General features: G+C 66.1%; 27 protein-coding genes and 2 tRNA genes. 20 read left to right on the top strand and 9 right to left on the bottom strand.

Features of this window, described 5'->3' with window-relative positions:
• Positions 1 to 2: 2 nt before the first annotated feature.
• Together C491_RS18890 and C491_RS18885 are read left to right on the top strand one after the other, a co-directional pair.
• On the top strand, positions 3 to 1226 hold the full coding sequence (locus C491_RS18890) for a DUF7504 family protein (RefSeq protein WP_005559282.1): 1224 nt from the start codon (positions 3 to 5) through the stop codon (positions 1224 to 1226).
• Entirely contained in the window at positions 1223 to 3292 is a 2070-nt protein-coding gene (locus C491_RS18885; protein ID WP_005559281.1) for a hypothetical protein, read from the top strand. The genes C491_RS18890 and C491_RS18885 overlap by 4 nt, the downstream gene beginning before the upstream one ends.
• Positions 3293 to 3299: 7 nt before the next feature.
• Here C491_RS18885 and C491_RS23430 read toward each other — a convergent pair whose 3' ends face one another.
• Positions 3300 to 3449 (bottom strand): DUF7503 family protein, encoded by a 150-nt coding sequence (locus C491_RS23430; protein WP_169331751.1) that lies wholly within the window; start codon positions 3447 to 3449, stop codon positions 3300 to 3302.
• A gap of 258 nt (positions 3450 to 3707) precedes the next feature.
• Here C491_RS23430 and C491_RS18880 point away from each other — a divergent pair, with 258 nt between their 5' ends.
• Positions 3708 to 5309: a GTPBP1 family GTP-binding protein gene (locus tag C491_RS18880; protein WP_005559280.1), complete on the top strand. Its 1602-nt coding sequence runs from the start codon at positions 3708 to 3710 to the stop codon at positions 5307 to 5309.
• Positions 5310 to 5339: 30 nt separating this feature from the next.
• Here the strand turns inward: C491_RS18880 and C491_RS18875 are convergent, their stop codons facing one another.
• From C491_RS18875 to C491_RS18865, 3 genes are all read right to left on the bottom strand, one after another.
• Positions 5340 to 6020: an HAD family hydrolase gene (locus tag C491_RS18875; RefSeq protein ID WP_005559279.1), complete on the bottom strand. Its 681-nt coding sequence runs from the start codon at positions 6018 to 6020 to the stop codon at positions 5340 to 5342.
• Between the two features lie 62 nt (positions 6021 to 6082).
• Entirely contained in the window at positions 6083 to 7015 is a 933-nt protein-coding gene (gene mch, locus C491_RS18870) for a methenyltetrahydromethanopterin cyclohydrolase (RefSeq protein WP_005559278.1), read from the bottom strand.
• Between the two features lie 104 nt (positions 7016 to 7119).
• Entirely contained in the window at positions 7120 to 7326 is a 207-nt protein-coding gene (locus C491_RS18865; protein WP_049892374.1) for a heavy-metal-associated domain-containing protein, read from the bottom strand.
• A gap of 102 nt (positions 7327 to 7428) precedes the next feature.
• On the opposite strand from C491_RS18865, the gene C491_RS18860 reads away from it, so the two are divergent.
• The gene (locus C491_RS18860; protein WP_005559276.1) at positions 7429 to 7869 is read left to right on the top strand and encodes a universal stress protein; all 441 of its coding nucleotides are present in this window, start codon (positions 7429 to 7431) and stop codon (positions 7867 to 7869) included.
• Between the two features lie 5 nt (positions 7870 to 7874).
• On the opposite strand, the gene C491_RS18855 is transcribed toward C491_RS18860, so the two are convergent.
• The 5 genes from C491_RS18855 to C491_RS18830 all read right to left on the bottom strand — a co-directional run bounded on the left by C491_RS18855 (position 7875) and on the right by C491_RS18830 (position 10172).
• A complete protein-coding gene (locus tag C491_RS18855) occupies positions 7875 to 8186 on the bottom strand; it encodes an MTH1187 family thiamine-binding protein (RefSeq protein ID WP_005559275.1) in 312 nt (103 codons plus the stop codon).
• 102 nt (positions 8187 to 8288) lie between these two features.
• On the bottom strand, positions 8289 to 8642 hold the full coding sequence (locus tag C491_RS18850) for a HalOD1 output domain-containing protein (RefSeq protein ID WP_005559274.1): 354 nt from the start codon (positions 8640 to 8642) through the stop codon (positions 8289 to 8291).
• 179 nt (positions 8643 to 8821) lie between these two features.
• Entirely contained in the window at positions 8822 to 9148 is a 327-nt protein-coding gene (locus C491_RS18845; RefSeq protein WP_005559273.1) for a DUF5789 family protein, read from the bottom strand.
• Positions 9149 to 9679: 531 nt separating this feature from the next.
• Positions 9680 to 9750 (bottom strand) — tRNA-Gly (locus C491_RS18835).
• A 351-nt stretch (positions 9751 to 10101) separates the two neighbouring features.
• Positions 10102 to 10172, bottom strand: a tRNA-Gly gene (locus tag C491_RS18830).
• 299 nt (positions 10173 to 10471) lie between these two features.
• Here C491_RS18830 and C491_RS18825 point away from each other — a divergent pair.
• Genes C491_RS18825 through C491_RS18750 form a run of 16 tightly spaced genes read left to right on the top strand, consistent with a single transcriptional unit; the run spans position 10472 to position 19278 of the window.
• Entirely contained in the window at positions 10472 to 11344 is an 873-nt protein-coding gene (locus C491_RS18825; protein WP_005559269.1) for a putative RNA uridine N3 methyltransferase, read from the top strand.
• Positions 11345 to 11348: 4 nt separating this feature from the next.
• Complete coding sequence (locus tag C491_RS18820; RefSeq protein WP_005559268.1) at positions 11349 to 12368, top strand: 50S ribosomal protein L3; 1020 nt, start codon at positions 11349 to 11351, stop codon at positions 12366 to 12368.
• 3 nt (positions 12369 to 12371) lie between these two features.
• Positions 12372 to 13124, top strand: a complete 753-nt coding sequence (rpl4p, locus tag C491_RS18815; protein ID WP_005559267.1) for a 50S ribosomal protein L4 — start codon at positions 12372 to 12374, stop codon at positions 13122 to 13124.
• Positions 13121 to 13375, top strand: a complete 255-nt coding sequence (locus tag C491_RS18810) for a 50S ribosomal protein L23 (RefSeq protein ID WP_005559266.1) — start codon at positions 13121 to 13123, stop codon at positions 13373 to 13375. The genes rpl4p and C491_RS18810 overlap by 4 nt, the downstream gene beginning before the upstream one ends.
• A 2-nt stretch (positions 13376 to 13377) precedes the next feature.
• On the top strand, positions 13378 to 14100 hold the full coding sequence (locus C491_RS18805; protein ID WP_005559265.1) for a 50S ribosomal protein L2: 723 nt from the start codon (positions 13378 to 13380) through the stop codon (positions 14098 to 14100).
• Positions 14097 to 14519: a 30S ribosomal protein S19 gene (locus tag C491_RS18800; protein ID WP_005559264.1), complete on the top strand. Its 423-nt coding sequence runs from the start codon at positions 14097 to 14099 to the stop codon at positions 14517 to 14519. The genes C491_RS18805 and C491_RS18800 overlap by 4 nt, the downstream gene beginning before the upstream one ends.
• A 7-nt stretch (positions 14520 to 14526) precedes the next feature.
• Positions 14527 to 15006 carry a 50S ribosomal protein L22 gene (locus C491_RS18795; RefSeq protein ID WP_005559263.1) on the top strand — a complete coding sequence of 160 codons (480 nt, stop codon included), beginning with the start codon at positions 14527 to 14529 and terminating at the stop codon, positions 15004 to 15006.
• Positions 15006 to 15947: a 30S ribosomal protein S3 gene (locus C491_RS18790; protein ID WP_005559262.1), complete on the top strand. Its 942-nt coding sequence runs from the start codon at positions 15006 to 15008 to the stop codon at positions 15945 to 15947. Before C491_RS18795 ends, C491_RS18790 begins: the two co-directional genes overlap by 1 nt.
• The gene (gene rpmC, locus C491_RS18785) at positions 15947 to 16162 is read left to right on the top strand and encodes a 50S ribosomal protein L29 (RefSeq protein WP_005559261.1); all 216 of its coding nucleotides are present in this window, start codon (positions 15947 to 15949) and stop codon (positions 16160 to 16162) included. Before C491_RS18790 ends, rpmC begins: the two co-directional genes overlap by 1 nt.
• A gap of 10 nt (positions 16163 to 16172) precedes the next feature.
• Positions 16173 to 16640 (top strand): ribonuclease P protein component 1, encoded by a 468-nt coding sequence (locus tag C491_RS18780; protein WP_005559260.1) that lies wholly within the window; start codon positions 16173 to 16175, stop codon positions 16638 to 16640.
• Positions 16631 to 17080 carry a 30S ribosomal protein S17 gene (locus tag C491_RS18775; protein ID WP_005559259.1) on the top strand — a complete coding sequence of 150 codons (450 nt, stop codon included), beginning with the start codon at positions 16631 to 16633 and terminating at the stop codon, positions 17078 to 17080. Before C491_RS18780 ends, C491_RS18775 begins: the two co-directional genes overlap by 10 nt.
• A complete protein-coding gene (locus C491_RS18770; protein WP_005559258.1) occupies positions 17080 to 17478 on the top strand; it encodes a 50S ribosomal protein L14 in 399 nt (132 codons plus the stop codon). The genes C491_RS18775 and C491_RS18770 overlap by 1 nt, the downstream gene beginning before the upstream one ends.
• Before the next feature lie 2 nt (positions 17479 to 17480).
• Positions 17481 to 17864 (top strand): 50S ribosomal protein L24, encoded by a 384-nt coding sequence (rplX, locus tag C491_RS18765; RefSeq protein ID WP_005559254.1) that lies wholly within the window; start codon positions 17481 to 17483, stop codon positions 17862 to 17864.
• Positions 17861 to 18571: a 30S ribosomal protein S4e gene (locus C491_RS18760; RefSeq protein ID WP_005559252.1), complete on the top strand. Its 711-nt coding sequence runs from the start codon at positions 17861 to 17863 to the stop codon at positions 18569 to 18571. Before rplX ends, C491_RS18760 begins: the two co-directional genes overlap by 4 nt.
• The gene (locus C491_RS18755; RefSeq protein ID WP_005559250.1) at positions 18564 to 19103 is read left to right on the top strand and encodes a 50S ribosomal protein L5; all 540 of its coding nucleotides are present in this window, start codon (positions 18564 to 18566) and stop codon (positions 19101 to 19103) included. The genes C491_RS18760 and C491_RS18755 overlap by 8 nt, the downstream gene beginning before the upstream one ends.
• Complete coding sequence (locus C491_RS18750; protein ID WP_005559248.1) at positions 19096 to 19278, top strand: 30S ribosomal protein S14; 183 nt, start codon at positions 19096 to 19098, stop codon at positions 19276 to 19278. The genes C491_RS18755 and C491_RS18750 overlap by 8 nt, the downstream gene beginning before the upstream one ends.

Raw genomic sequence — 19278 nt, 5'->3', positions numbered from 1 at the left:
GGATGACGAACGACCGATCCCGGAACGAGGCCGAAGTCGACGGGAGAGACGAAACAGCCGTCGGGATCCAGTCTCGTCCGAGTATCTCGATCGTCGAACGGGTCGCGGACGGAACCGATCGGTCCCCCCTCGAGTTACCGCCGCTGAACGAGACGGTAGACGTCGACGCGCTCGACCGACTGCTCGAAGCCGACGATCCGAACAGTCCGTGGCCGACCGTCGTCTTCCGGTACGCGAACCGCCGGATTCGGGCGACCGCCGACGGAGTGATCGAACTCACGAACCCGGACGAGACCGACGTCTCCGCCATCGACGAGTGGACTCACGTCTCGATCGTCGCGGAACCCGGCGAGCGAGCCGTCGTAGTACGCATCGCGTCGGCCATCGCGAGTCGATCCAGCCGGGACCGAGACCGAGTACGGACGGCGATCGAAGACGTGATCGATCCGGACGCACTGGCCCGCCTCAGCCAGCAGCGGGAGAACGGGATCTCGCGCCCCGGCGCGACGGTCTTGTTCTCGGTGCTCGGCCACGACGTCGTCGTCGACCCCGGTGGGACGGTCAGCGTCGGCTCCACGCTCGGACGGCTGAAGCGAACGGGCGGGAACGTGCTGATCGCCGGCGGCGTCCCCGACGACCTCGTCGACGTCGCCAGCGCGAACCTCCTCGGCGATCCCGACCGACACCGCCGTCACCTCTTCGCGCTGCTCGATCGCGACCGACGGGTCGTCTCCGATCGACTGGCGCCGACCGATATCGCGTCGGCACAGATCGTCGACTACGCGATGACCGCACGTTCGGTCGCGTCGACGGGAACGCCCGTCACCGACGCGGTCGCCGTCGTCGACGAACCCACCGATCTCGACGAACTCGAGGGGGCGGTCGATGCACGGATCCGCGCGTTCGGAACCGAGACACCCCTCTCCGAACCCGGAGACCTCCGGCTCTGTATCGACTCGCTGCGGCCGATGCTCGACGAGCACGGGACCGACGGCACCGTCGCCCTCCTCGAGCCGATCTGCGAGGCGGTCCGGGACGTCTCGGGACTCGGCCACTACGTGTTGCCGGTCGACCGCGACGAGCCCCTCGTCGACGCCCTCGAGTCGCTGTTCGACGCAACCGTCGAACTTCGCGTCGGCGACTGCGGTCCCCAGCAGCGCTGGCACCTCCACGAAAGCGGGTATACGACCGACTGGATCGGACTCGCCCGATCCGGCGAGCGATGACCGCCGATCCGCGATTCCAGCCGTTCGACGACGGCGCCGGGCTCACCGTCGTCGATCCGATCGAGAACAGACAGTGTCCGTTCCGAACTGACGACCCGGTCTCGCCCCGGTCGATCGAACCCTCCGGATTCTCCCGCCCCGTCGACGGCGCCGTCGAGCTGACGACTTCCGAACTGGTGTTTCCGTACGTCGTCCCCGTGTACGTCCGCGACCCGACCGGCGAGATGTTGCTCGAGACCGACTCCTGTGCCTACGAACGGCTCCCCGAGGGAGAGTACGTCCTCGAGCTGATGGCGCCGATCCAGCTCTACGTTCGCGTCCGAAGTCCGGTGACGATCGCGTCGGCTGACGACCGGCTGGCGTTCGACTTCGGCGAGTCGACGACGGTGCGTCTCGGGGCGCGGTCGCGACACGAACGTCCCGCCGCCACGGTTACAACGACGGCCGAGCCGGCGGACCTGGCGCGTGCCGTCTCGACGTTCGGCTCGGCGTTGAAGACCCACAGCTGCGATCGCTCGCTGCCGTCGCTTCGGGGCCACCCGCCCCGACTGGAGCTGGGATCGGCGGTTCGAATTCCGTCGGCAGTCGACACGCCCGACTCGGGCGTCCGCCTCGTCGTCCCCCCGGATCGGTCGGCGATCTACGCCGCCAGCCCACTTGCGTACTATCTCGCGGCGACGGTCGAGACAGGGACAGACCCGCGGATCGAAACCGAGGGCGGATTCGTCTATCCGCTCGGGGAGACGACCGAGTCCGTCGTCCGAGCGATCGAACGCGCGCTCGAGCAGGTGTTCTTCGTCGACTGCGTGGCCCGGACGGAGGGGCTCTATCGGGTCGATCTCCACGAGCGCGACCGGTTCGAGGAGCGATTCGATCTCGCACTCGGCGAACTGTACGAGGCCGAGCTCGCCGACCGGCTCGAACCCGTCCTCTCGATTCCGTACGACTCGATCGCGGACCTCCTGCCGCGGTGGAACCTCGTTACGCACGCGACGGCCGAGCCGGAGAACGCGACCGTGCTTCCGTACCTCGCCGACGTACTGTCGATCGTGCGACCGGCACCCGAGGACCGGTCCGGGACCGACCCGACCCCGCCGACAGCGCTCGCGATAGACGAGTTTACGCGTTCTCGCGCGGGAGTCGACCGCGGGGCGGAGTTTTCGTACGTCTCCCCGCCGTCGACCGACGCCTTCGGCCAGGCGTGGCTGGGCGAGGGCGTCCCGATCGGCGCGACCAAGCTCCTGCGAAGCGCCTTCGAGAACGGGCTCGAGCGCTCGTCCTCGGGCGACGCCGTCGAGGTAGCGATCGTCTGCAACGACCCCGAGATGGTCGCGGAGTTCGATACGACCGACGGCGCCCTCTACGGGGAACGCGAGAAGCTCCCGTTCGAGGTGACGGTACACAGATCCGTCTCCGCCGAGGAGCTCCGGGAGCTGTTCGCGACCGACATCGACTTCCTCCACTACGCCGGCCACGTCGAGAACGGCGCGTTCGTTTGCTCGGACGGGTCGCTCGAGGCGGGAACGCTGGTCGACGTCGGCGTCGACGCCTTCCTGATCAACGGCTGTCGCTCGTACGACGTCGGCGTTCGTGTGATCGAACGGGGCGGCGTCGGCGGCGTCGTCACGCTCAGCGACGTCGGCAACCGGGACGCGATCGCCGTCGGCCGGCTCGTCGCGCGGCTGTTGAACAACGGATTCTCGATCCGGGACGCGACCTCGATCGCCCGCAGTCAGCGCCTCGTCGGCAACCAGTACACCGTCGTCGGCGACGGGAGCGTTACCGTCGGTCAGGCCGGCAGTGGGGTCCCGAACACCGCCCGAGTCGAACCGATCGGGGACGGCGAGCGCCGGCTTCGACTCGAGCTTCACCACGTCGATAGCGGACCCGGCGCCCAGTACGTCCCCTACATCGACGGCGTCGACCGACACTTCCTCGCGGGCACCGAACTCCCGCCGATAGTGGTCTCCGATGGGGCGGTCTCGCGGTTCCTCAGGCTGGCGGAGATCCCGGTTCGTTGGGGCGAAGAATGGTACTGGTCGACGGACGATCGGTTCGCCGAGTAAGGACGGCCTACCAGGTGCCGCCGCCGTTGCCGGCGATTCCGACGTCCGCCGCGGCCGTTCCGACCTGCGAGAGCAGGAGACAGGCCGCGAACAGGGCGCCGATCAGTCGTGGGTGCTCCGCGAGGAACGTCCGTAACGTATCGTTGTTCGAGGACATCGCGTCGAACGATACCGCTTCACGAGGAATAGCTATTAGTCGGTTAACTACGCCCGGATCGATAGTCGTTGTTCCGGAACAGGTGGCACGCCCGATCGAGAGTAGACGACTGTTACCGACCCGCGGGCGGGGTTAATCAGCTATTGTGACCGACGAAACGGGCCCGCCGTCGGCCGCGCGCCCGTCGACCAACAGAGTCCCGTGCTAACACGTCTCTCCGCCGGGAAGTTTTTATCGGCTCGCCAGCTACCCCCTCTCATGAGCCGTGACCGGGTCCTCCTCGAACGGGCCCTGGACCGTGGCGAACAGGACGGCGGAAGCGTCGAGTTCAAGGAGCGGCTCCTCCGGGACGTCCACCTCGAGGGCGGACGCCGGGAGAGTCTGGCCGCGCAGCTTCGACATCGCCTGCTGTCGGGTGACGGCGAGGCGACGTACGTCGTCGGCGTCACCGACGACGGCGGGCTCGCCGGCATCGGCCACGACACCTTCTCCGAATCGATGGACGTCCTCTCCCTGCTCGCCGAGGAGGCCGACGCCCATATTGACGACGTCCAGACCTGGGGCGTCGAGGATGGGCTCGTCGGCGTCGCGCAGGTTCGGGACGGATCGATCCTCGAGACCGACGACGAACACCTCGTCGTCGGAACGGCCGGCCACGTCGACCACGGCAAGAGCACGCTGGTCGGATCGCTCGTCACCGGCACCGCCGACGACGGCGACGGCGCGACCCGTGCGTACCTCGACGTCCAGCCCCACGAGGTCGAGCGCGGCCTCTCGGCGGATCTCTCCTACGCCGTCTACGGCTTCGACGACGACGGTCCGGTCCACGTTCGCAACCCAGACCGCAAGGCCGACCGCGCGAAGGTCGTCGAGGAGGCCGATCGACTCGTCTCGTTCGTCGACACCGTCGGGCACGAGCCCTGGCTGCGAACGACGATCCGCGGGCTCGTCGGCCAGAAACTCGACTACGGGCTGCTCGTCGTCGCCGCCGACGACGGACCGACCCAGACGACCCGCGAACACCTCGGCGTCCTGCTGGCGACGGAGCTGCCGACGATCGTCGCGATCACGAAGACCGACGCCGTCTCCGACGAGCGGTGCGAGGAGGTCGAACGCGAGGTCGAACGGCTCCTCCGGGACGTCGACAAGTCGCCGCTGCGGGTCGCTCGCCACGGCGTCGACGCCGCCGTAGAGGAGATCAGCGAGCGCGTCGTCCCGATCGTGACGACCAGCGCGATCACGATGGACGGGCTCGACACGCTCGACGAGCTGTTCGACCGACTGCCGAAGACTTCCCAGGACGCCGGGGAGTTCCGGATGTACGTCGACCGGAGCTACTCCGTCACCGGCGTCGGCGCCGTGGCGTCCGGCACCGTCATGTCCGGCGAGGTCGAGGCCGGCGACGAACTCCTGCTCGGGCCGATGCCCGACGGGCGCTTCCAGGAGGTGGAGGTCCGCTCGATCGAGATGCACTACCACCGCGTCGACCAGGCCAGCGCCGGCCGGATCGTCGGGATCGCGCTCAAGGGCGTCAAGGAGAGCGCGATCGAGCGCGGAATGGTGTTGCTCCCCCGCGAGGCCGACCCCGATCCGGTCCGCGAGTTCGAGGCCGAGGTGATGGTGTTGAACCATCCCACCAGAATCGGCGACGGCTACGAACCGGTCGTCCACCTCGAGACGATCGGCGAGGCCGCCTCCTTCTCGCCCGAGAACGGACGGCTGCTGCCGGGCGACACCGGCGAAACCACGGTCCGGTTCAAGTTCCGTCCGTACCTGATCGAGGAGGGCCAGAAGTTCGTCTTCCGGGAGGGACGAAGCAAGGGCGTCGGTACCGTCACCGACGTCCGTCCGGCGGACTAGTCGGCCTCGCGCCGGTCGCAAGCAGCAGCGTTACCGCCAGGGCGGGGACTGCAGTTCGGCCAGCGACTCGAGGACGTAGCTTGGCCGTGGCTCCGGATTCGTTGTTTTCGTTCCTCGAGGAACCCACACCGAATCGAGCCCCGCGGCTCGAGCGCCGGCGACGTCGGACGAGAGGGAGTTCCCGACGTACACCGCCCGCTCCGGGCTCGAGCCGAGTTCGTCGAGAGCGACCGAGAACGGCTCGGGATCGGGTTTCGGCGCGGTGTCCTCGCCCGCGAACACGGTCGTCTCGAACGCGCGATCGAGTCCGGTCGCCTCGAGTTTCTGTCGTTGCATCGCTGACAGCCCGTTCGTAATCAGCCCCAGCGCGTACTCGTCGGCCAGCGCCTCCAGCGTCGCCGCCGCTCCCGGTAGCGCCTCGACGTTGCGCTGGTCGCGTTCCTCGCGGAACTCGCGGGCGACCGCGATGCCGTCCGCGCGATCGTGGCCCGCGTCGACGGCCAGATCGCCGAAACACCGCTCGTGGAAGTCGGCGAAACCGTCGGCCCGCTCCAGGTACTCGCGGTACCGAGCGTAGTAGGTCGTCGGCTCGAAAACGGGGCCGACGCCCGCGCGCTCGAACGCGAGCTCAAGCACCTCGTCGGCGCCACGGCGATACCGACAGAGGGTATCGTCGAGATCGAAAAGAACGGTGTCGATCGAATCGCTCATCGATCGTCGGAAGGCGCGATCGGGAGAAAAATCGGTCGATCGCCGGTGACCCTCGGACCGGCCTACAGGCCGAAGGACTCCGCGAGGAGCTCCTCGTCGGTCTCGCCGTGGCTGTAGGTCGGCCCGCCGAGGACGTCGACGGTGACCGCCGCGGGCGCGAACAGATCCGCGGGAACCTCCTCGAACTGCCAGTCGAGATCGTCGAACACCTCGGCGAACGGACGGCCGTGTGCGTCCGCGGCCGTCGAGGGAATCGAGTCGAAGACGTCGTCGTCCTTCCGGACCGTCAGGTGGGCCCGGCCGCCGTAGGCCAGCGCGTCGTTCGTCCGGGCGATCGCGGTCTGTTCGTCGCCCGCGATCGGCGCGACCGGTGCCCGCCCTGTCGCGGAGACGATATCGTTCGGGTCGTACCCGAGCTCCGTCAACCGGTAGGTCGCGAGCTCGGCCGCCCGCGCCGCGGACGTGATGCTGCCCGCGAGACTCGCCGTCCGGTAGGCGAGCAGGAAGACGCTGCTCGGTTCGACCTCCGCGAGTTCGGCGACCTGTTCGGCGGCCGACGCCGGCGGCAGCTCGTCGCTCTCGACGGCCAGCGCGGTCAGATCGAACGCGTCGGTGTAGCCGACCCGTCGAAACTCCTCTTCGCGCGCGACAAGCGCGCGTGCGGGGCCGCTGCCGAGCCCCTCGAAGTCCTCGGTCGCGAGCTCCCAGCCGGCCTTCTGCGAACACAGCAGCGAGAGCGCGGGCTGGTCGGACGTCAGCTCGACGTAGGGGATCGAGGTGCCGTCGACCTCGCCAAGCAGGTGGCTCGGCGTCGCCATCCCCGCAGTCTGGATCTCCGTCAGCAGCAGTCCCGCCTCGACCCCACCGTCGAACTCGACGCCGAAGTCGAGCACGGTCGCCTCGTTCTCGAGGTCGAACCCGCCGATGTTCAGCTCCTCGGCGTAGTCGAGGGCTTCGTCGACCAGCTCGATCGCCATCCGGTTGAGACTCTCCATACCCTCCCTCTAGCGTCTGGCGTAAAACAGTTTGTCAGTTCGGTCCCTCGACCGTCGTCGCGGGAATCCACACTGGCTGCTGTCTGTCGTTACGACGAACCGTCTCAGGCGTCGGCCTCGTACCCCGCGTCCTCGATCGCGCTCCCGATCGCGTCGACGGTCGTTCCCTCGTCGTGTTCGACGCGAACCTCGTTGGCCTCGTGGTTCGCGGTGGCCGACGACACGCCCTCGAGCGCCTCGAGGGCGTCGGTGACGTTCTCCTCGCAGCCGCCACAGGACATCCCGCGTACGTCGATGGTCGTCTGTTCCATACTCCCGGTCGCGACTCGGGACAGTTCGGTCTTCCGCATTGGTCGGCCGGCCGCCGGCTACCGACTCGTGGTTTGATATGCGTCCCCGCAGTCGGTTCGAGCATGTACACGGTTCTGGTTCCGGTCGACGGCGATGGCGACCGGGTCGACGCACAGCTCGAGGCCGTCCGCGAGCTGGCCGCGGGGAACGAATCGATCGCCGTCGACGTACTCCACGCGCGGGAGGAACTCGACTTCTCAGCCGAGGATATCGACGACGTCGCCGTCGGCACGCTCGAGGAGGAGCTAACGGAGCTCAAGGGGCTCCCGGAGACGGTCTCGAGAATCGCTACGGCGCTGCGGGAGGCGGGGGTCGAGACCGACGTCCACGCGGCGACCGGCCGTCCCGAGCCGGCGATCCTCGACGCGGCCGAACGCTTCGATGCGGACCTGGTCGTCCTCAGCGCTCGCCGTCGGTCGCCCGTCGGTAAAGCGGTGTTCGGAAGCGTCGCCCAGTCGGTGCTACTCGAGACGAACCATCCGGTAATGGTCGTCCCGAGCTGACCGTACTATCGGTCGCTCGACGCGGGACGGCCGAGCGCCTCCTCGACGGCCTCGACCTTCTCCGAGGCGGCGGCGTCGCGGGTTCGCTTGTCGTCGATCTTCAACACGGTGCTCACCCGGTCGCCGTCGACGGCCTCGTGGGCCGCCTGGGCCGCCGCGAACAGCTCGTCGGTCGAGTCGGCCTCGATCACCGTTCCCATCGGGTTCGTCTCGTAGCCGACGTCGTACTCCTCGAGGGCCTCGACGGCCTTCGCGACCTCGTCGGCCATGCTCTGTTCGGTTACCGGTGCGACGCTGAGTAGTGCAACAACGGTCATACTCGACACTGTCCGCACTGCGGCCCGTAAATTCGATCCCTGCAGACGACGCTGGACGTACTCTCGGGCTCGAAAAAAGCAGCCGACGAACTCGAGGGGAGGTTATCGACGCGGTCCCGGCCGACGGGTTTCGGCGGGCGGGTAGATGACGATGTCGCCGTTGGCGTAGACGTACACCTCGTGCTCGAGGGCCGTGAAGGCGATGTGGCCGCCGGTGCGCTCGGTGCCGTCGGCCTTCGGCCGGAAGATCCGATCGAGGGCGTCGGGATCGATGCTGTCGTACAGCGAGAACTCCCCCTGGGAAACGTCCGTGTCCGCGATCGACGCGAGCGCGTGGACGATCGTCGCGGTTAGCGTCGCCGTGTCGTCGTCGTCGTAGTGGAAGACGTAGCGGTCGTCGCCCTGTTCATACTGGAGTTCGCCGCTCTCGTCTCTTGATGTGGACTCAGTTTGCATGGGAACCTGTTCGTTCGGCTGTTCGCTGGTGGGTATCGTCCCGGAGTATAAAAGCTACTCGCAGTCGGAAACGCTTCTCGGAACCGACAGTCGTGGGCGTTGATCGCTTCGGCGAACGGCGTCGATACGTCGCGGTTGGATTCGCTCGACGACCGCGCTTGTAACGCCCTGACTTCGAGTCAGAACGACTCGTGGGGCCACTCCTCGCGCTCGCCCAGCGCCGGCGGGGTTCGGTCGCTGTACCCCTTCCGTCCGATCGCCCGATCGCCGACGGTGTTGAAGATCGCGACCCGCGCGTCCGCCGCGGACTCGAAGCGCTCGTCGGGGACCAGCTCGAACAGCTCGCGCAGCGTCTGCTCGCCGTTCGGGAGTCCCAGTACCGCGTCGCCGTAGCGCTCGGCCAGTTCGTCGCTCGTCGCCGGATACTGATGCTCCTCGAGTTCGCGAGCGAGCGGTCCGAACTCGACACCCAGCTCTCTCGTTCGCTCGTCGTCTGGTCCGATCATCCCGGGTTCGACGCCGCCACGAGCCGACTTAAAGCCCGCCAGTGGTTTCACGTCGGCGGGGAGCGCGACTGCGGTTCATCTCGAGTTACTCGCGCCAATCGACGGTTGGCAACTCGCCGTCGAACCGTGCGACTCGAGGACGAACGGTTTCCAGAAATTCGGAACGGAGGACTCGGTCGTGAAAGCGCGGGGTTCTCGAGGGAGGGGGTTCGGGGTCCTCGAGGCGTTTCTGGAAGCCGTGTGCTGGCTGGGATTTGAACAACGCGAAGGCGGTCGCCTCGCTTCGCTCGGCGCTGCGACTTCTCTCGTTCAAATTCAGGGCGACTTCACGGCTCACGGGTTGACGAGCACACGCTACGCGGTGCTCGTCGAAGTTGTTCGCCGTAGAAGTGCGCTGGCTGGGATTTGAACCACGGCCAGACGTGCTCGCTGCGCTGCGCGCGACTGGCCTGATTCAAATCCAAGAACGATTTCTCCGACTACGAATACTCGCACTGCTACGCAGTGCTCGCGGTGTTGTAGTCGGAGAAGTGCGCTGGCTGGGATTTGAACCCAGGTTGTGACCATGGCAAGGTCACGTGATACCACTACACTACCAGCGCCCTGTTGCAATTTCACGTCTCTCGAGTGAATTGATAAGGGTTACGAATCGCTCGACTCGAGCCCGGATCTGACCGCCCGACCCCATCCCGGTAATCGGCAGCGACCTGGATCGCTTCGGTAGGATGCTCGAGTTGTTCGAGCGACTCGAGGCGTTCGTCGGTGTCGTGCGCTGGCTGGGATTTGAACAACGCGAAGACGGTCGCCTCGCTTCGCTCGGCGCTGCGACTTCTCTCGTTCAAATCTAGTGCGATTTTCACTGAACAGCCGACTCGCTTCGCTCACGGCTTCGCCGTTCGCAATACCGTGGCGCGTAGCGCCACGCGACGCTCGTCGTTGTTGTTCAGTGAAAATGCGCTGGCTGGGATTTGAACCCAGGTTGTGACCATGGCAAGGTCACGTGATACCACTACACTACCAGCGCCCTGTTGCACTCTCACCTATCTCTGGTAGCTGTATAAGGATTGCGAATCGAGGGATGTGTGACTCGTCCAGGCGTACCATTCGTCGACCGCTCTCCATCGCGTAGTGACCGTCTCACGGTCTCGAGGACGCGCTCGCGCGGAAAACGGGTCGTCACTCGTGACAGTATGCCCCGAAGACCCGTATGCGTCGATTTCCCACCTGTGAGCCGTTCACAGCCGGAATCGAATCCGCTACCCTTTTAAGACTTTGTCGGCAAGACATCGCTACAGTCTAGTGACGCGGCGCCGAAGCGTGGGCATGACCGTTAGCGTGCTCGTGCCGTCGTCGCTCACCCGCGAAGCCGAGGACAAACGCGAGGCAACTCGCAAGCTCGGATACGTCGCCCGCGCGGCGACCGTGTTCCGGGCGGATCGGCTCGTCGTCTTCCCCGATCGGGAGGGCGAACGCGGGCGATTCGGCGGCGAGTTCGTCGACACCGTCTTGCGGTACGCGACGACGCCCCCCTACCTCCGAAACGAGGCCTGGGGGATGCGCGACGAACTCGAGTACGCGGGCATCCTGCCCCCGCTCCGCGCCGTGTCACAGACCGGCTCCGAATCGAACGGTTCGGGGTCGTCAAGACAAGGAATCGTGACCGAGGTCGGACCTGATCAACGCGTGCGGGTCAATTGCGGCTTGCAACACCCGATCTCCCTCAACGTGCCTCCCGGTATGGAGCTCGAGGAGGGGGAGCGCGTGACCGTCAGGATCTCTTCGCGACGACCGGTCCGGGCGAAACTCGAGGACGAGCCCCTTCCGGGGCTCGACGTCGAGCGGACGGACCTCCAGGCAGCACTCGGCCGTGAGGACGCCGGCGTCCGCATCGCAGCCTCCCGATTCGGTGCAGAACTCACCGTCGGGCGGCTGGGGACGCTGGCCGGACGCCGCGAGCGCGACGGGATGACCGTCGTCTTCGGGGCACCCGAGAGAGGGCTGCCGGACATCCTCGGAATGGACGAGGAGGCCGTCGACGCGCTGTCCAACTGGGACGGCGTCGACGGTGACGGAGTCGAACCCATCGATCCGGGGTTCGACCTCTGGCTGAATACGGTTCCGGACCAGGGAAGCGACGTGGTGCGAACGGAAGAGGCTCTGTTCGCCACGCTCGCATCCCTCACTCTCAGAGAGTGATAGAATGCCACAACCAAATTCACCACGCAAAGGCTCACTCGGGTTCGGCCCACGACAGCGCGCCTCTTCGGAGGTTCCGCGCTTTAACTCGTGGCCGGACGACGACGGACAGCCGACGCTCCAGGGTTTCGCGGGCTACAAGGCCGGCATGACCCACGTCGTGATGGTCGACGACGAAGCGAACTCGCCGACCGAGGGGATGGAGGAGACCGTCCCCGTCACGATCGTGGAGACGCCGCCGATGCGCGCGGTCGCCCTGCGTGCGTACGAGGACACACCGTACGGAAAGAAACCGATCACCGAGGTCTGGACCGACGAGTTCGTTCCCGAACTCGACCGCGTTCTGGACCTTCCCGGTGACGACTACGACGCCGACACGGCCGAAGACGAGCTTCGAGAGCTGCTCGAGGACGGCCGCGTCGACGACGTTCGCGTCATCACGCACACGGTGCCTTCGGCGGTACCATCGGTACCGAAGAAGAAACCGGACGTGATGGAGACGCGCGTCGGCGGCGGCTCGGTCGACGAGCGCGTCGACTTCGCGCTCGAGCTGATCGCCGACGGCGGGGAACACGTCATGAACGACACGTTCCGCGCCGGCGAGTACGTCGACGCGAGCGGCGTCACGAAAGGGAAAGGGACCCAGGGTCCCGTCAAGCGATGGGGCGTCCAGAAACGCAAGGGCAAACACGCCCGGCAGGGCTGGCGCCGTCGCATCGGCAACCTCGGCCCCTGGAACCCCTCCCGCGTCCGCTCGACGGTCCCCCAGCAGGGACAGACCGGATATCACCAGCGGACGGAACTGAACAAGCGCCTCGTCGACATCGGCGACGGCGCCGACGCGACGGTCGACGGCGGCTTCGTCAACTACGGCGAGGTCGACGGACCGCACGCGTTGATCAAGGGCTCGCTCCCCGGGCCGAACAAGCGTCTCGTACGCTTCCGCCCGGCGATCCGACCCGGAGACCAGCCGCGCCTCGATCCCGAGGTCCGGTTCGTCTCCACCGCATCCAACCAGGGATAACATATGGACGCAACAGTACGCAACCTGGACGGCTCGGACGCGGACACGATCGAGCTCCCGGCGGTCTTCGAGACGCAGTACCGCCCGGACCTGATCGCCCGTGCCGTTCGCGCCGCCCAGGCCAACCGAAAACAGGACTACGGCGCCGACGAGTTCGCCGGCCTTCGAACGCCGGCCGAATCGTTCGGTAGCGGCCGTGGGATGGCCCACGTCCCCCGACAGAACGGACGCGCTCGACGCGTTCCCCAGACCGTCAAGGGACGAAAGGGACACCCGCCGAAAGCCGAGAAGGACTGGACCGAATCGATCAACACGAAAGAGAAGAAGCTGGCCGTCCGCAGCGCCATCGCCGCGACGACCGACGCCGAGCTCGTCGCCGACCGTGGCCACGAGTTCGACGCGGACGTCGAGGCACCGATCGTCGTCAGCGACGAGTTCGAGGACCTCCAGAAGACCAAGGAGGTCGTCGAGTTCCTCGAGGCCGCCGGTCTCGCCGACGACGTCGAGCGAGCCGACGAGGGTCGCAGCGTGCGCTCGGGTCGCGGAAAGACCCGCGGACGCAAGTACAAACAGCCCAAGTCGATCCTCTTCGTCACCTCCAGTGAGTCCGGCCCGTCCCGTGCGGCCCGGAACCTCGCCGGCGCGGACGTCACGACGGCCGCGGAGGTCAACGCGGAGGATCTTGCGCCGGGCACCCAGCCCGGACGGCTGACCGTTTGGACCGAGAGCGCACTCGAGGAGGTGGCCGACCGATGAGCGGAGCGATCGACCACCCGCTCGTGACCGAAAAGGCGATGAACGACATGGACTTCGAGAACAAGCTCCAGTTCGTCGCCAACCCCGACGCCACCAAACCCGAGATCCGGGAGGAAGTCGAGCGACGCTTCGAGGTCTCGGTCGATAGCGTCAACACACAGATGACGATGAACGGGAAGAAGAAAGCAACCGTCAAACTCTCCGAGGACGACGACGCCCAGGAAGTCGCCTCGCGTATCGGGGTGTTCTAACAATGGGACGACGAATTCAGGGACAACGACGCGGTCGCGGAACCCCGACGTTCCGTGCCCCGTCGCACCGATACAAGGCGAAGCTCGACCACAAGAAAGAGGAAGACGACGACGTGATCCGCGGGACCGTCGTGGATATCGAACACGACCCCGCTCGCTCGGCGCCCGTCGCGGCCATCGAGTTCGAGGACGGCGACCAGCGCCTCGTATTGGCCCCCGAAGGGATCACCGTCGGCGAGGAGATCCAGGTCGGCGTCTCGGCGGAGATCAAGCCCGGCAACACGATGCCGCTGGCCGAGATCCCGGAAGGGGTTCCGGTCTGTAACATCGAGGCCAACCCCGGCGACGGCGGTCGGTTCGCCCGCGCCTCGGGTGTCAACGCGGACCTGATCACCCACGACCGCAACGCTGCGGTCATCCAGCTTCCCAGCGGCGAGGTCAAGCGCCTCGATCCGCAGTGTCGTGCCACCATCGGCGTCGTCGCCGGTGGCGGACGCACGGAGAAGCCGATGGTCAAAGCCGGAAACAAGTATCACAAGATGAAAGCCCGGGGTACCAAGTGGCCCCGCGTCCGCGGTGTTGCAATGAACGCGATCGACCACCCGTTCGGTGGCGGTGGCCGACAGCACCCCGGCAAACCGAAGTCCGTCTCGCGGGATGCCCCGCCGGGACGGAAGGTCGGTGACATCTCCTCGCGCCGTACCGGCCGAGGTGGAAACAAATGAGTCAGGAGTACAGAACCGGCCGCGAAGGTGAGTTCACCTACCGCGGTCACACGCTCGAGGAGCTGCAGGAGATGGAGCTCGACGAGGTTGTGGAACTGCTGCCCGCACGCAAGCGGCGAAGTATCACGCGCGGACTTTCCGTCGAGCAGGAGAAGCTGCTCGAGAAGGCCCGCGGGAAAGGCGAGGAAGAGACCGCCAACGCGCCGATCCGGACGCACCTGCGCGACATGCCGGTGCTGCCGGAGTTCGTCGGACTGACCTTCTCCGTGTACAACGGACAGTCCTTCGAGCGCGTTCGCGTCGAACCCGAGATGATCGGACACTATCTCGGCGAGTTCCAGCTGACCCGCACCTCCGTCGAGCACGGACAGGCGGGTATCGGCGCGACTCGATCGTCGAAGTTCGTCCCACTGAAGTGATCATCGTATGGGAATCAACTACTCAGTCGACGCGGATCCGGACTCCACCGCGAAAGCGATGCTCCGGGAGCGTCACATGAGCCACAAGCACAGCAAGGAGGTCGCCCGCGAGATCAAGGGCCGAACCGTCGCGGACGCCCAGGCGTACCTTCAGGACGTAATCGACGAGGAGCAGTCGGTACCCTTCAAGTCCCACAACTCCGGTGCGGGTCACCGCTCGGACGTCGAGGGCTGGGACGCCGGCAAGTACCCCGAGAAGGTCTCGGGCGAGTTCCTCGATCTGCTCGAGAACGTCGAATCCAACGCCGACCACCAGGGTTTCGACGGCGCCTCGATGGAGATCGTTCACATCGCCGCCCACAAGGTCGGCGAGTCCGTCGGCCGCAAGCCCCGCGCGATGGGGCGTGCGACCGCCTGGAACACGCCGGAGGTCGACGTTGAGATCGTCGTCGAGGAAGCCGACGAGAACGAGGAGGATGAGAACTAATGGCTGACGAACACCAGTTCATCGAAAACGGCCTGCAGCGGTCCCAGATCGACGAGTTCTTCGAAGAAGAGCTCGGCCGCGCGGGCTACGGCGGTATGGACGTCGCCAAGACGCCGATGGGTACCCAGATCGTTCTCAAGGCCGAGAAGCCAGGGATGGTCATCGGCAAGGGCGGCGAGAACATCCGGAAGGTCACGACGGCCCTCGAGGAGAAGTTCAACCTCGAGGACCCCCAGATCGACGTCCAGGAGGTCGACGAACCCGACCTCAACGCACGGATCGTCGCGGACCGACTGGCCAACGCACTCGAGCGTGGCTGGTACTTCCGGAAGGCCGGACACACGACGATCGACCGGATCATGGATTCGGGCGCGCTCGGCGCAGAGATCGTCCTCTCCGGGAAGGTCACGGGCGCTCGCTCACGCGTCGAGAAGTTCAACCGCGGCTACATCAAGCACAACGGCGAGCCCGCCGAAGAGGTCGTCGACCACGGCCAGGGCGTCGCGGTCATGAAACTCGGCACGATCGGCGTCGACGTGAAGATCATCCCGCCGGGTGCCAAACTCCCCGACGACTTCCAGGTCCACGACGAGATGGACCCCGAAGAGGTCGTCCCCGACGCCGTCGAGGCCAACGAGGCCGAGGGCGTCGAGGAGCTGCTCGAAGGCGAGCCCGAGGAGGCCGAGGCCGCCGAGGAAGGCGCCGAAGCCCCCGCCGAGGACGCCGTCGAGCCCGAGCCCGAGGAAGAGGACATCGAAGAGGTCATCGAAGCGGAAGTCGACGCTGCCGAGGACGACGATGTCGACATTCCCGACGAGGCCCCGATCGAGGAGGACCTCGACGAGCTCGAGGAGGACGTCGAAGCCGAGGCCGAGGAGCTGATGGCCGAGATGGACGAGGAAGACGAAGACGAAGACGAAGACGAGGGAGGTGACGCCTGATGGCGATCCTCCACGTCGAAGAGGTTCGCGACATGACCGCTGCCGAACGCGAGGCCGAACTCGAGGAGCTCGAGACCGAGCTGCTCAACCAGAAGTCCGTCCTCGCGGCCGGTGGCGCCCCGGAAAACCCGGGTCGAATCGGCGAACTGAGTCGCACCATCGCTCGGATCAAGACGATCCAGCGAGAGGAAGGCGACTTCGAAGACGACGAATAACAGACACACAATGGCACTGACACCCGAAACGCTGCCCCGACACGAACTCAACGGCCTGCCCGTCCGCGTCGTCGAGAGTGACGACGCCTCGCGGGTCGGTCTTGAGGGACGGGTCGTCATCGAGACGACCAACACGCTCTCCGTCGAAATTCGAGAGCAGGGCGCGTCTCGGGTCGTGATGGTGCCGAAGTCGGGCTCGACGTTCGAGTTCGCGATCACAGATGACGCCGCCGACGCCGCGAAGGCGTCGGGGACCGCGTCCAAACTGGCCGACACTCAACCTGCAGGGGCGGACGATTCGTCCGTCCTCGCAGACCGAGTCGGCGGCGATGCCGCCGACTGTCGTGGCGACGATTCTTCACGGAATCGCCGCCACGCTGCCGGCGAGGACGTGGCCTACGTTACGGTCGATGGCTCGCGACTGCTCTCACAACCCGCCCGACGCACGGAAACGAATGGTGACTCACCATGGCAATAGGATTAGACGTTGAAACCCCTCCGGAACCGGAAAACCCGGAGGAATACGACTACGAGAAGTGTCCGTTCTACGGCGAGCTCTCCGTCCGAGGTCAGATCCTCGAGGGGACCGTCATCTCGACGGACATGGACAAGACCGTGGTCGTCGAACGAGAGTACGACGTGGCGGTTCCGAAGTACGACCGCCAGATGAAGCGTCGCTCGCGCATCCCGGCCCACGTACCGGGCGTGCTCGAGCCGCTCTCGGTCGGTGACACGGTCAAGATCGCAGAGACCCGACCACTGTCGAAGACGAAATCGCACGTGGTCGTCGAAGTAACCGAAGAGGCAACCGCGGAGGACATCGCCGCGCTCACCCGTCAGGCCGAGCCTGACCGTGAGCTTTCGACCGGCGACGTCACCGAGGATGCCGAGGAGGAAGCCGTCGAGGGTGATCAGTGATGGAGGCGATGAAAGCCGACGTCACCCAGGGACTCAAGAAGGGGTCGCTGGTCACGTGTGCCGACAACACCGGCGCACGCGAACTGAAGGTCATCAGCGTCTCGGGCTACCAGGGCACCAAGAACCGCCAGCCGAAGGCGGGACTCGGTGACAAGGTGACCGTTTCGGTCACGAAGGGTACCCCCGAGATGCGCCGCCAGGTCCTCGAGGCCGTCATCGTCCGCCAGCGGAAGTCGATCCGCCGGCCCGACGGGACGCGCGTGAAGTTCGAGGACAACGCGGCGGTCATCATCGACGAAAACGAAGAGCCCCGCGGAACGGAGATCAAGGGCCCGATCGCTCGCGAAGTCGCCGAACGCTTCGGCGCGATCGCCTCGACCGCAACGATGATCGTCTGAGTATGAGCAAACAACCACACAAACAGCGAACGCAGACGGAGCGTGCACCGCTGCACAAGCGACAGAAGCAGCTTCACGCGACGCTCTCGGATGACCTCCGCGAGGAGTACGACACGCGACGGACCCGTGTCAACGCGGGCGACACCGTCGAAGTCATGCGCGGCGACCACGCCGGCGAGACCGGCGAGGTCCTTCGCGCGATCCTCGAGGACGGCACGATCCACGTCGAGGACGTGACCATCGAGACGGCCGACGGCGAGGAAGTCCCGCGGCCGCTCGACCCGTCGAACGTCCGAGTCACGGACCTCGACCTCGAGGACGAGCGCCGCGAGGCGCGCCTCGAGGGCGACGCGAACGAAGACGACGACGAAGGTGATAGCGAATGACGAAACATCAGAAACGACTGTCCGTACCGAAGTCCTGGCCAGTCGAGCGAAAGACCAACGTCTTCACTGTCAAGGCCGACTCCGGCCCGCACGGTGAGGACGGCGTTCCGCTCGTCGTCCTGCTTCGGGACGTGCTCGGCTACGTCGACTCGAAGAAGGAAGCGCGGTACGCCCTCTCGCAGGACTCGATCCTGATCAACGGGGAACCGATCAACGACGAACAGCGCCCGATCGGCATGTTCGACATCGTTGCGTTCCCCGGTCGAGAGGAGTACTACCGGGTCTTCCCCGACGAGGGCGGCCGACTCGCCCTGACCGAGATCGACGCCGACGCCGCTGACAGCCGTCTCGGCAAGATCGAGGGTAAGCGTCAGGTTCCGGGTGGCGACACTCAGCTGACGCTGCACGACGGAACGAACATCCTCGCCGAGGAAAGCGAGTACAGCACGAACGACTCGGTCGTCGTCGACAACGACGACAAGTCGGTCGTCGCACACTTCCCCTACGAGGAGGGTGCACTCGTCACGGCCATTAGCGGCAACCACGGCGGAAAGATCGGCGAGGTCACCGAGATCGACGTCACCCCCGGTAGCGGATCGAACATCGTCACCGTCGACGCTGACGACGGGCTGTTCGAGACCGTCGAGGAGTACGTCGTCGTGATCGACGAGAACTTCACCGGCGAGGACGGTGATGACGATGAGTAGTGAAGCCGAGGGCGAGTTCCACGAGATGCGCGAGCCCCGCGTCGAGAAGGTCGTCGTCCACATGGGCGTCGGTCGCGGTGGTCGCGAACTCGGCAAGGCCGAGGACATCATCGAGGAGGTCACGGACCAGCAGAGCGTCCGGACCCAGGCCAAACGGACCGAGCCCGACTTCGGCATCCGACAGGGCGACCCGATCGGCACGAAGGTCACCCTTCGCGGCGAGGACGCGGCCGAGTTCCTCGAGACCGCCCTGCCGCTGGCGACGCTGGCCGAGAACCAGTTCGACAACACTGGAAACTTCAGCTTCGGGGTCGAGGAACACACCGAGTTCCCGAGCCAGGAGTACGACCCGAACGTCGGGATCTACGGGATGGACGTGACCGTCAACCTCGTCCGCCCGGGCTATCGCATCGCCAAGCGCAACAAGGTGACTCGATCGATCCCGTCGAAGCACCGACTTACCCCCGAGGACGCGATTCAGTACCTCGAGGCGAACTTCGACGTCAACGTAGAGGAGTCCACGGATGAGTGAAAGCGACGTAGAAAACGACCAGACGGGCGAGCACGCGGCAAAGCGCACCGGCCAGATCGAGGAGTGCCAGCGCTGTGGCCGCAAACAGGGACTCGTCGGCAAGTACGACATCAACCTCTGTCGACAGTGTTTCCGAGAGATCGCCCGCGACATGGGATTCAGGAAGTACCGATAA

This window comes from Natronococcus amylolyticus DSM 10524 (assembly GCF_000337675.1).
GTDB lineage: Archaea > Halobacteriota > Halobacteria > Halobacteriales > Natrialbaceae > Natronococcus > Natronococcus amylolyticus.
This window is presented reverse-complemented; position numbering and strand designations above follow the sequence as displayed.

Bases quoted from the DNA above. Each gene is read 5' to 3' on its own strand.
- C491_RS18780 (WP_005559260.1), top strand. From the start codon at position 16,173: ATGGCACTGACACCCGAAACGCTGCCCCGACACGAACTCAACGGCCTG.
- C491_RS18865 (WP_049892374.1), bottom strand. From the start codon at position 7,326: ATGGAACAGACGACCATCGACGTACGCGGGATGTCCTGTGGCGGCTGC.
- C491_RS23430 (WP_169331751.1), bottom strand. From the start codon at position 3,449: ATGTCCTCGAACAACGATACGTTACGGACGTTCCTCGCGGAGCACCCA.
- rpl4p (WP_005559267.1), top strand. From the start codon at position 12,372: ATGGACGCAACAGTACGCAACCTGGACGGCTCGGACGCGGACACGATC.
- C491_RS18795 (WP_005559263.1), top strand. From the start codon at position 14,527: ATGGGAATCAACTACTCAGTCGACGCGGATCCGGACTCCACCGCGAAA.
- C491_RS18885 (WP_005559281.1), top strand. From the start codon at position 1,223: ATGACCGCCGATCCGCGATTCCAGCCGTTCGACGACGGCGCCGGGCTC.
- C491_RS18760 (WP_005559252.1), top strand. From the start codon at position 17,861: ATGACGAAACATCAGAAACGACTGTCCGTACCGAAGTCCTGGCCAGTC.
- rplX (WP_005559254.1), top strand. From the start codon at position 17,481: ATGAGCAAACAACCACACAAACAGCGAACGCAGACGGAGCGTGCACCG.
- C491_RS18805 (WP_005559265.1), top strand. From the start codon at position 13,378: ATGGGACGACGAATTCAGGGACAACGACGCGGTCGCGGAACCCCGACG.
- C491_RS18800 (WP_005559264.1), top strand. From the start codon at position 14,097: ATGAGTCAGGAGTACAGAACCGGCCGCGAAGGTGAGTTCACCTACCGC.
- C491_RS18755 (WP_005559250.1), top strand. From the start codon at position 18,564: ATGAGTAGTGAAGCCGAGGGCGAGTTCCACGAGATGCGCGAGCCCCGC.
- C491_RS18850 (WP_005559274.1), bottom strand. From the start codon at position 8,642: ATGCAAACTGAGTCCACATCAAGAGACGAGAGCGGCGAACTCCAGTAT.
- rpmC (WP_005559261.1), top strand. From the start codon at position 15,947: ATGGCGATCCTCCACGTCGAAGAGGTTCGCGACATGACCGCTGCCGAA.
- C491_RS18825 (WP_005559269.1), top strand. From the start codon at position 10,472: ATGACCGTTAGCGTGCTCGTGCCGTCGTCGCTCACCCGCGAAGCCGAG.
- C491_RS18860 (WP_005559276.1), top strand. From the start codon at position 7,429: ATGTACACGGTTCTGGTTCCGGTCGACGGCGATGGCGACCGGGTCGAC.
- C491_RS18855 (WP_005559275.1), bottom strand. From the start codon at position 8,186: ATGACCGTTGTTGCACTACTCAGCGTCGCACCGGTAACCGAACAGAGC.
- C491_RS18810 (WP_005559266.1), top strand. From the start codon at position 13,121: ATGAGCGGAGCGATCGACCACCCGCTCGTGACCGAAAAGGCGATGAAC.
- C491_RS18820 (WP_005559268.1), top strand. From the start codon at position 11,349: ATGCCACAACCAAATTCACCACGCAAAGGCTCACTCGGGTTCGGCCCA.
- C491_RS18790 (WP_005559262.1), top strand. From the start codon at position 15,006: ATGGCTGACGAACACCAGTTCATCGAAAACGGCCTGCAGCGGTCCCAG.
- C491_RS18875 (WP_005559279.1), bottom strand. From the start codon at position 6,020: ATGAGCGATTCGATCGACACCGTTCTTTTCGATCTCGACGATACCCTC.
- C491_RS18770 (WP_005559258.1), top strand. From the start codon at position 17,080: ATGGAGGCGATGAAAGCCGACGTCACCCAGGGACTCAAGAAGGGGTCG.
- C491_RS18750 (WP_005559248.1), top strand. From the start codon at position 19,096: ATGAGTGAAAGCGACGTAGAAAACGACCAGACGGGCGAGCACGCGGCA.
- C491_RS18890 (WP_005559282.1), top strand. From the start codon at position 3: ATGACGAACGACCGATCCCGGAACGAGGCCGAAGTCGACGGGAGAGAC.
- C491_RS18880 (WP_005559280.1), top strand. From the start codon at position 3,708: ATGAGCCGTGACCGGGTCCTCCTCGAACGGGCCCTGGACCGTGGCGAA.
- C491_RS18775 (WP_005559259.1), top strand. From the start codon at position 16,631: ATGGCAATAGGATTAGACGTTGAAACCCCTCCGGAACCGGAAAACCCG.
- mch (WP_005559278.1), bottom strand. From the start codon at position 7,015: ATGGAGAGTCTCAACCGGATGGCGATCGAGCTGGTCGACGAAGCCCTC.
- C491_RS18845 (WP_005559273.1), bottom strand. From the start codon at position 9,148: ATGATCGGACCAGACGACGAGCGAACGAGAGAGCTGGGTGTCGAGTTC.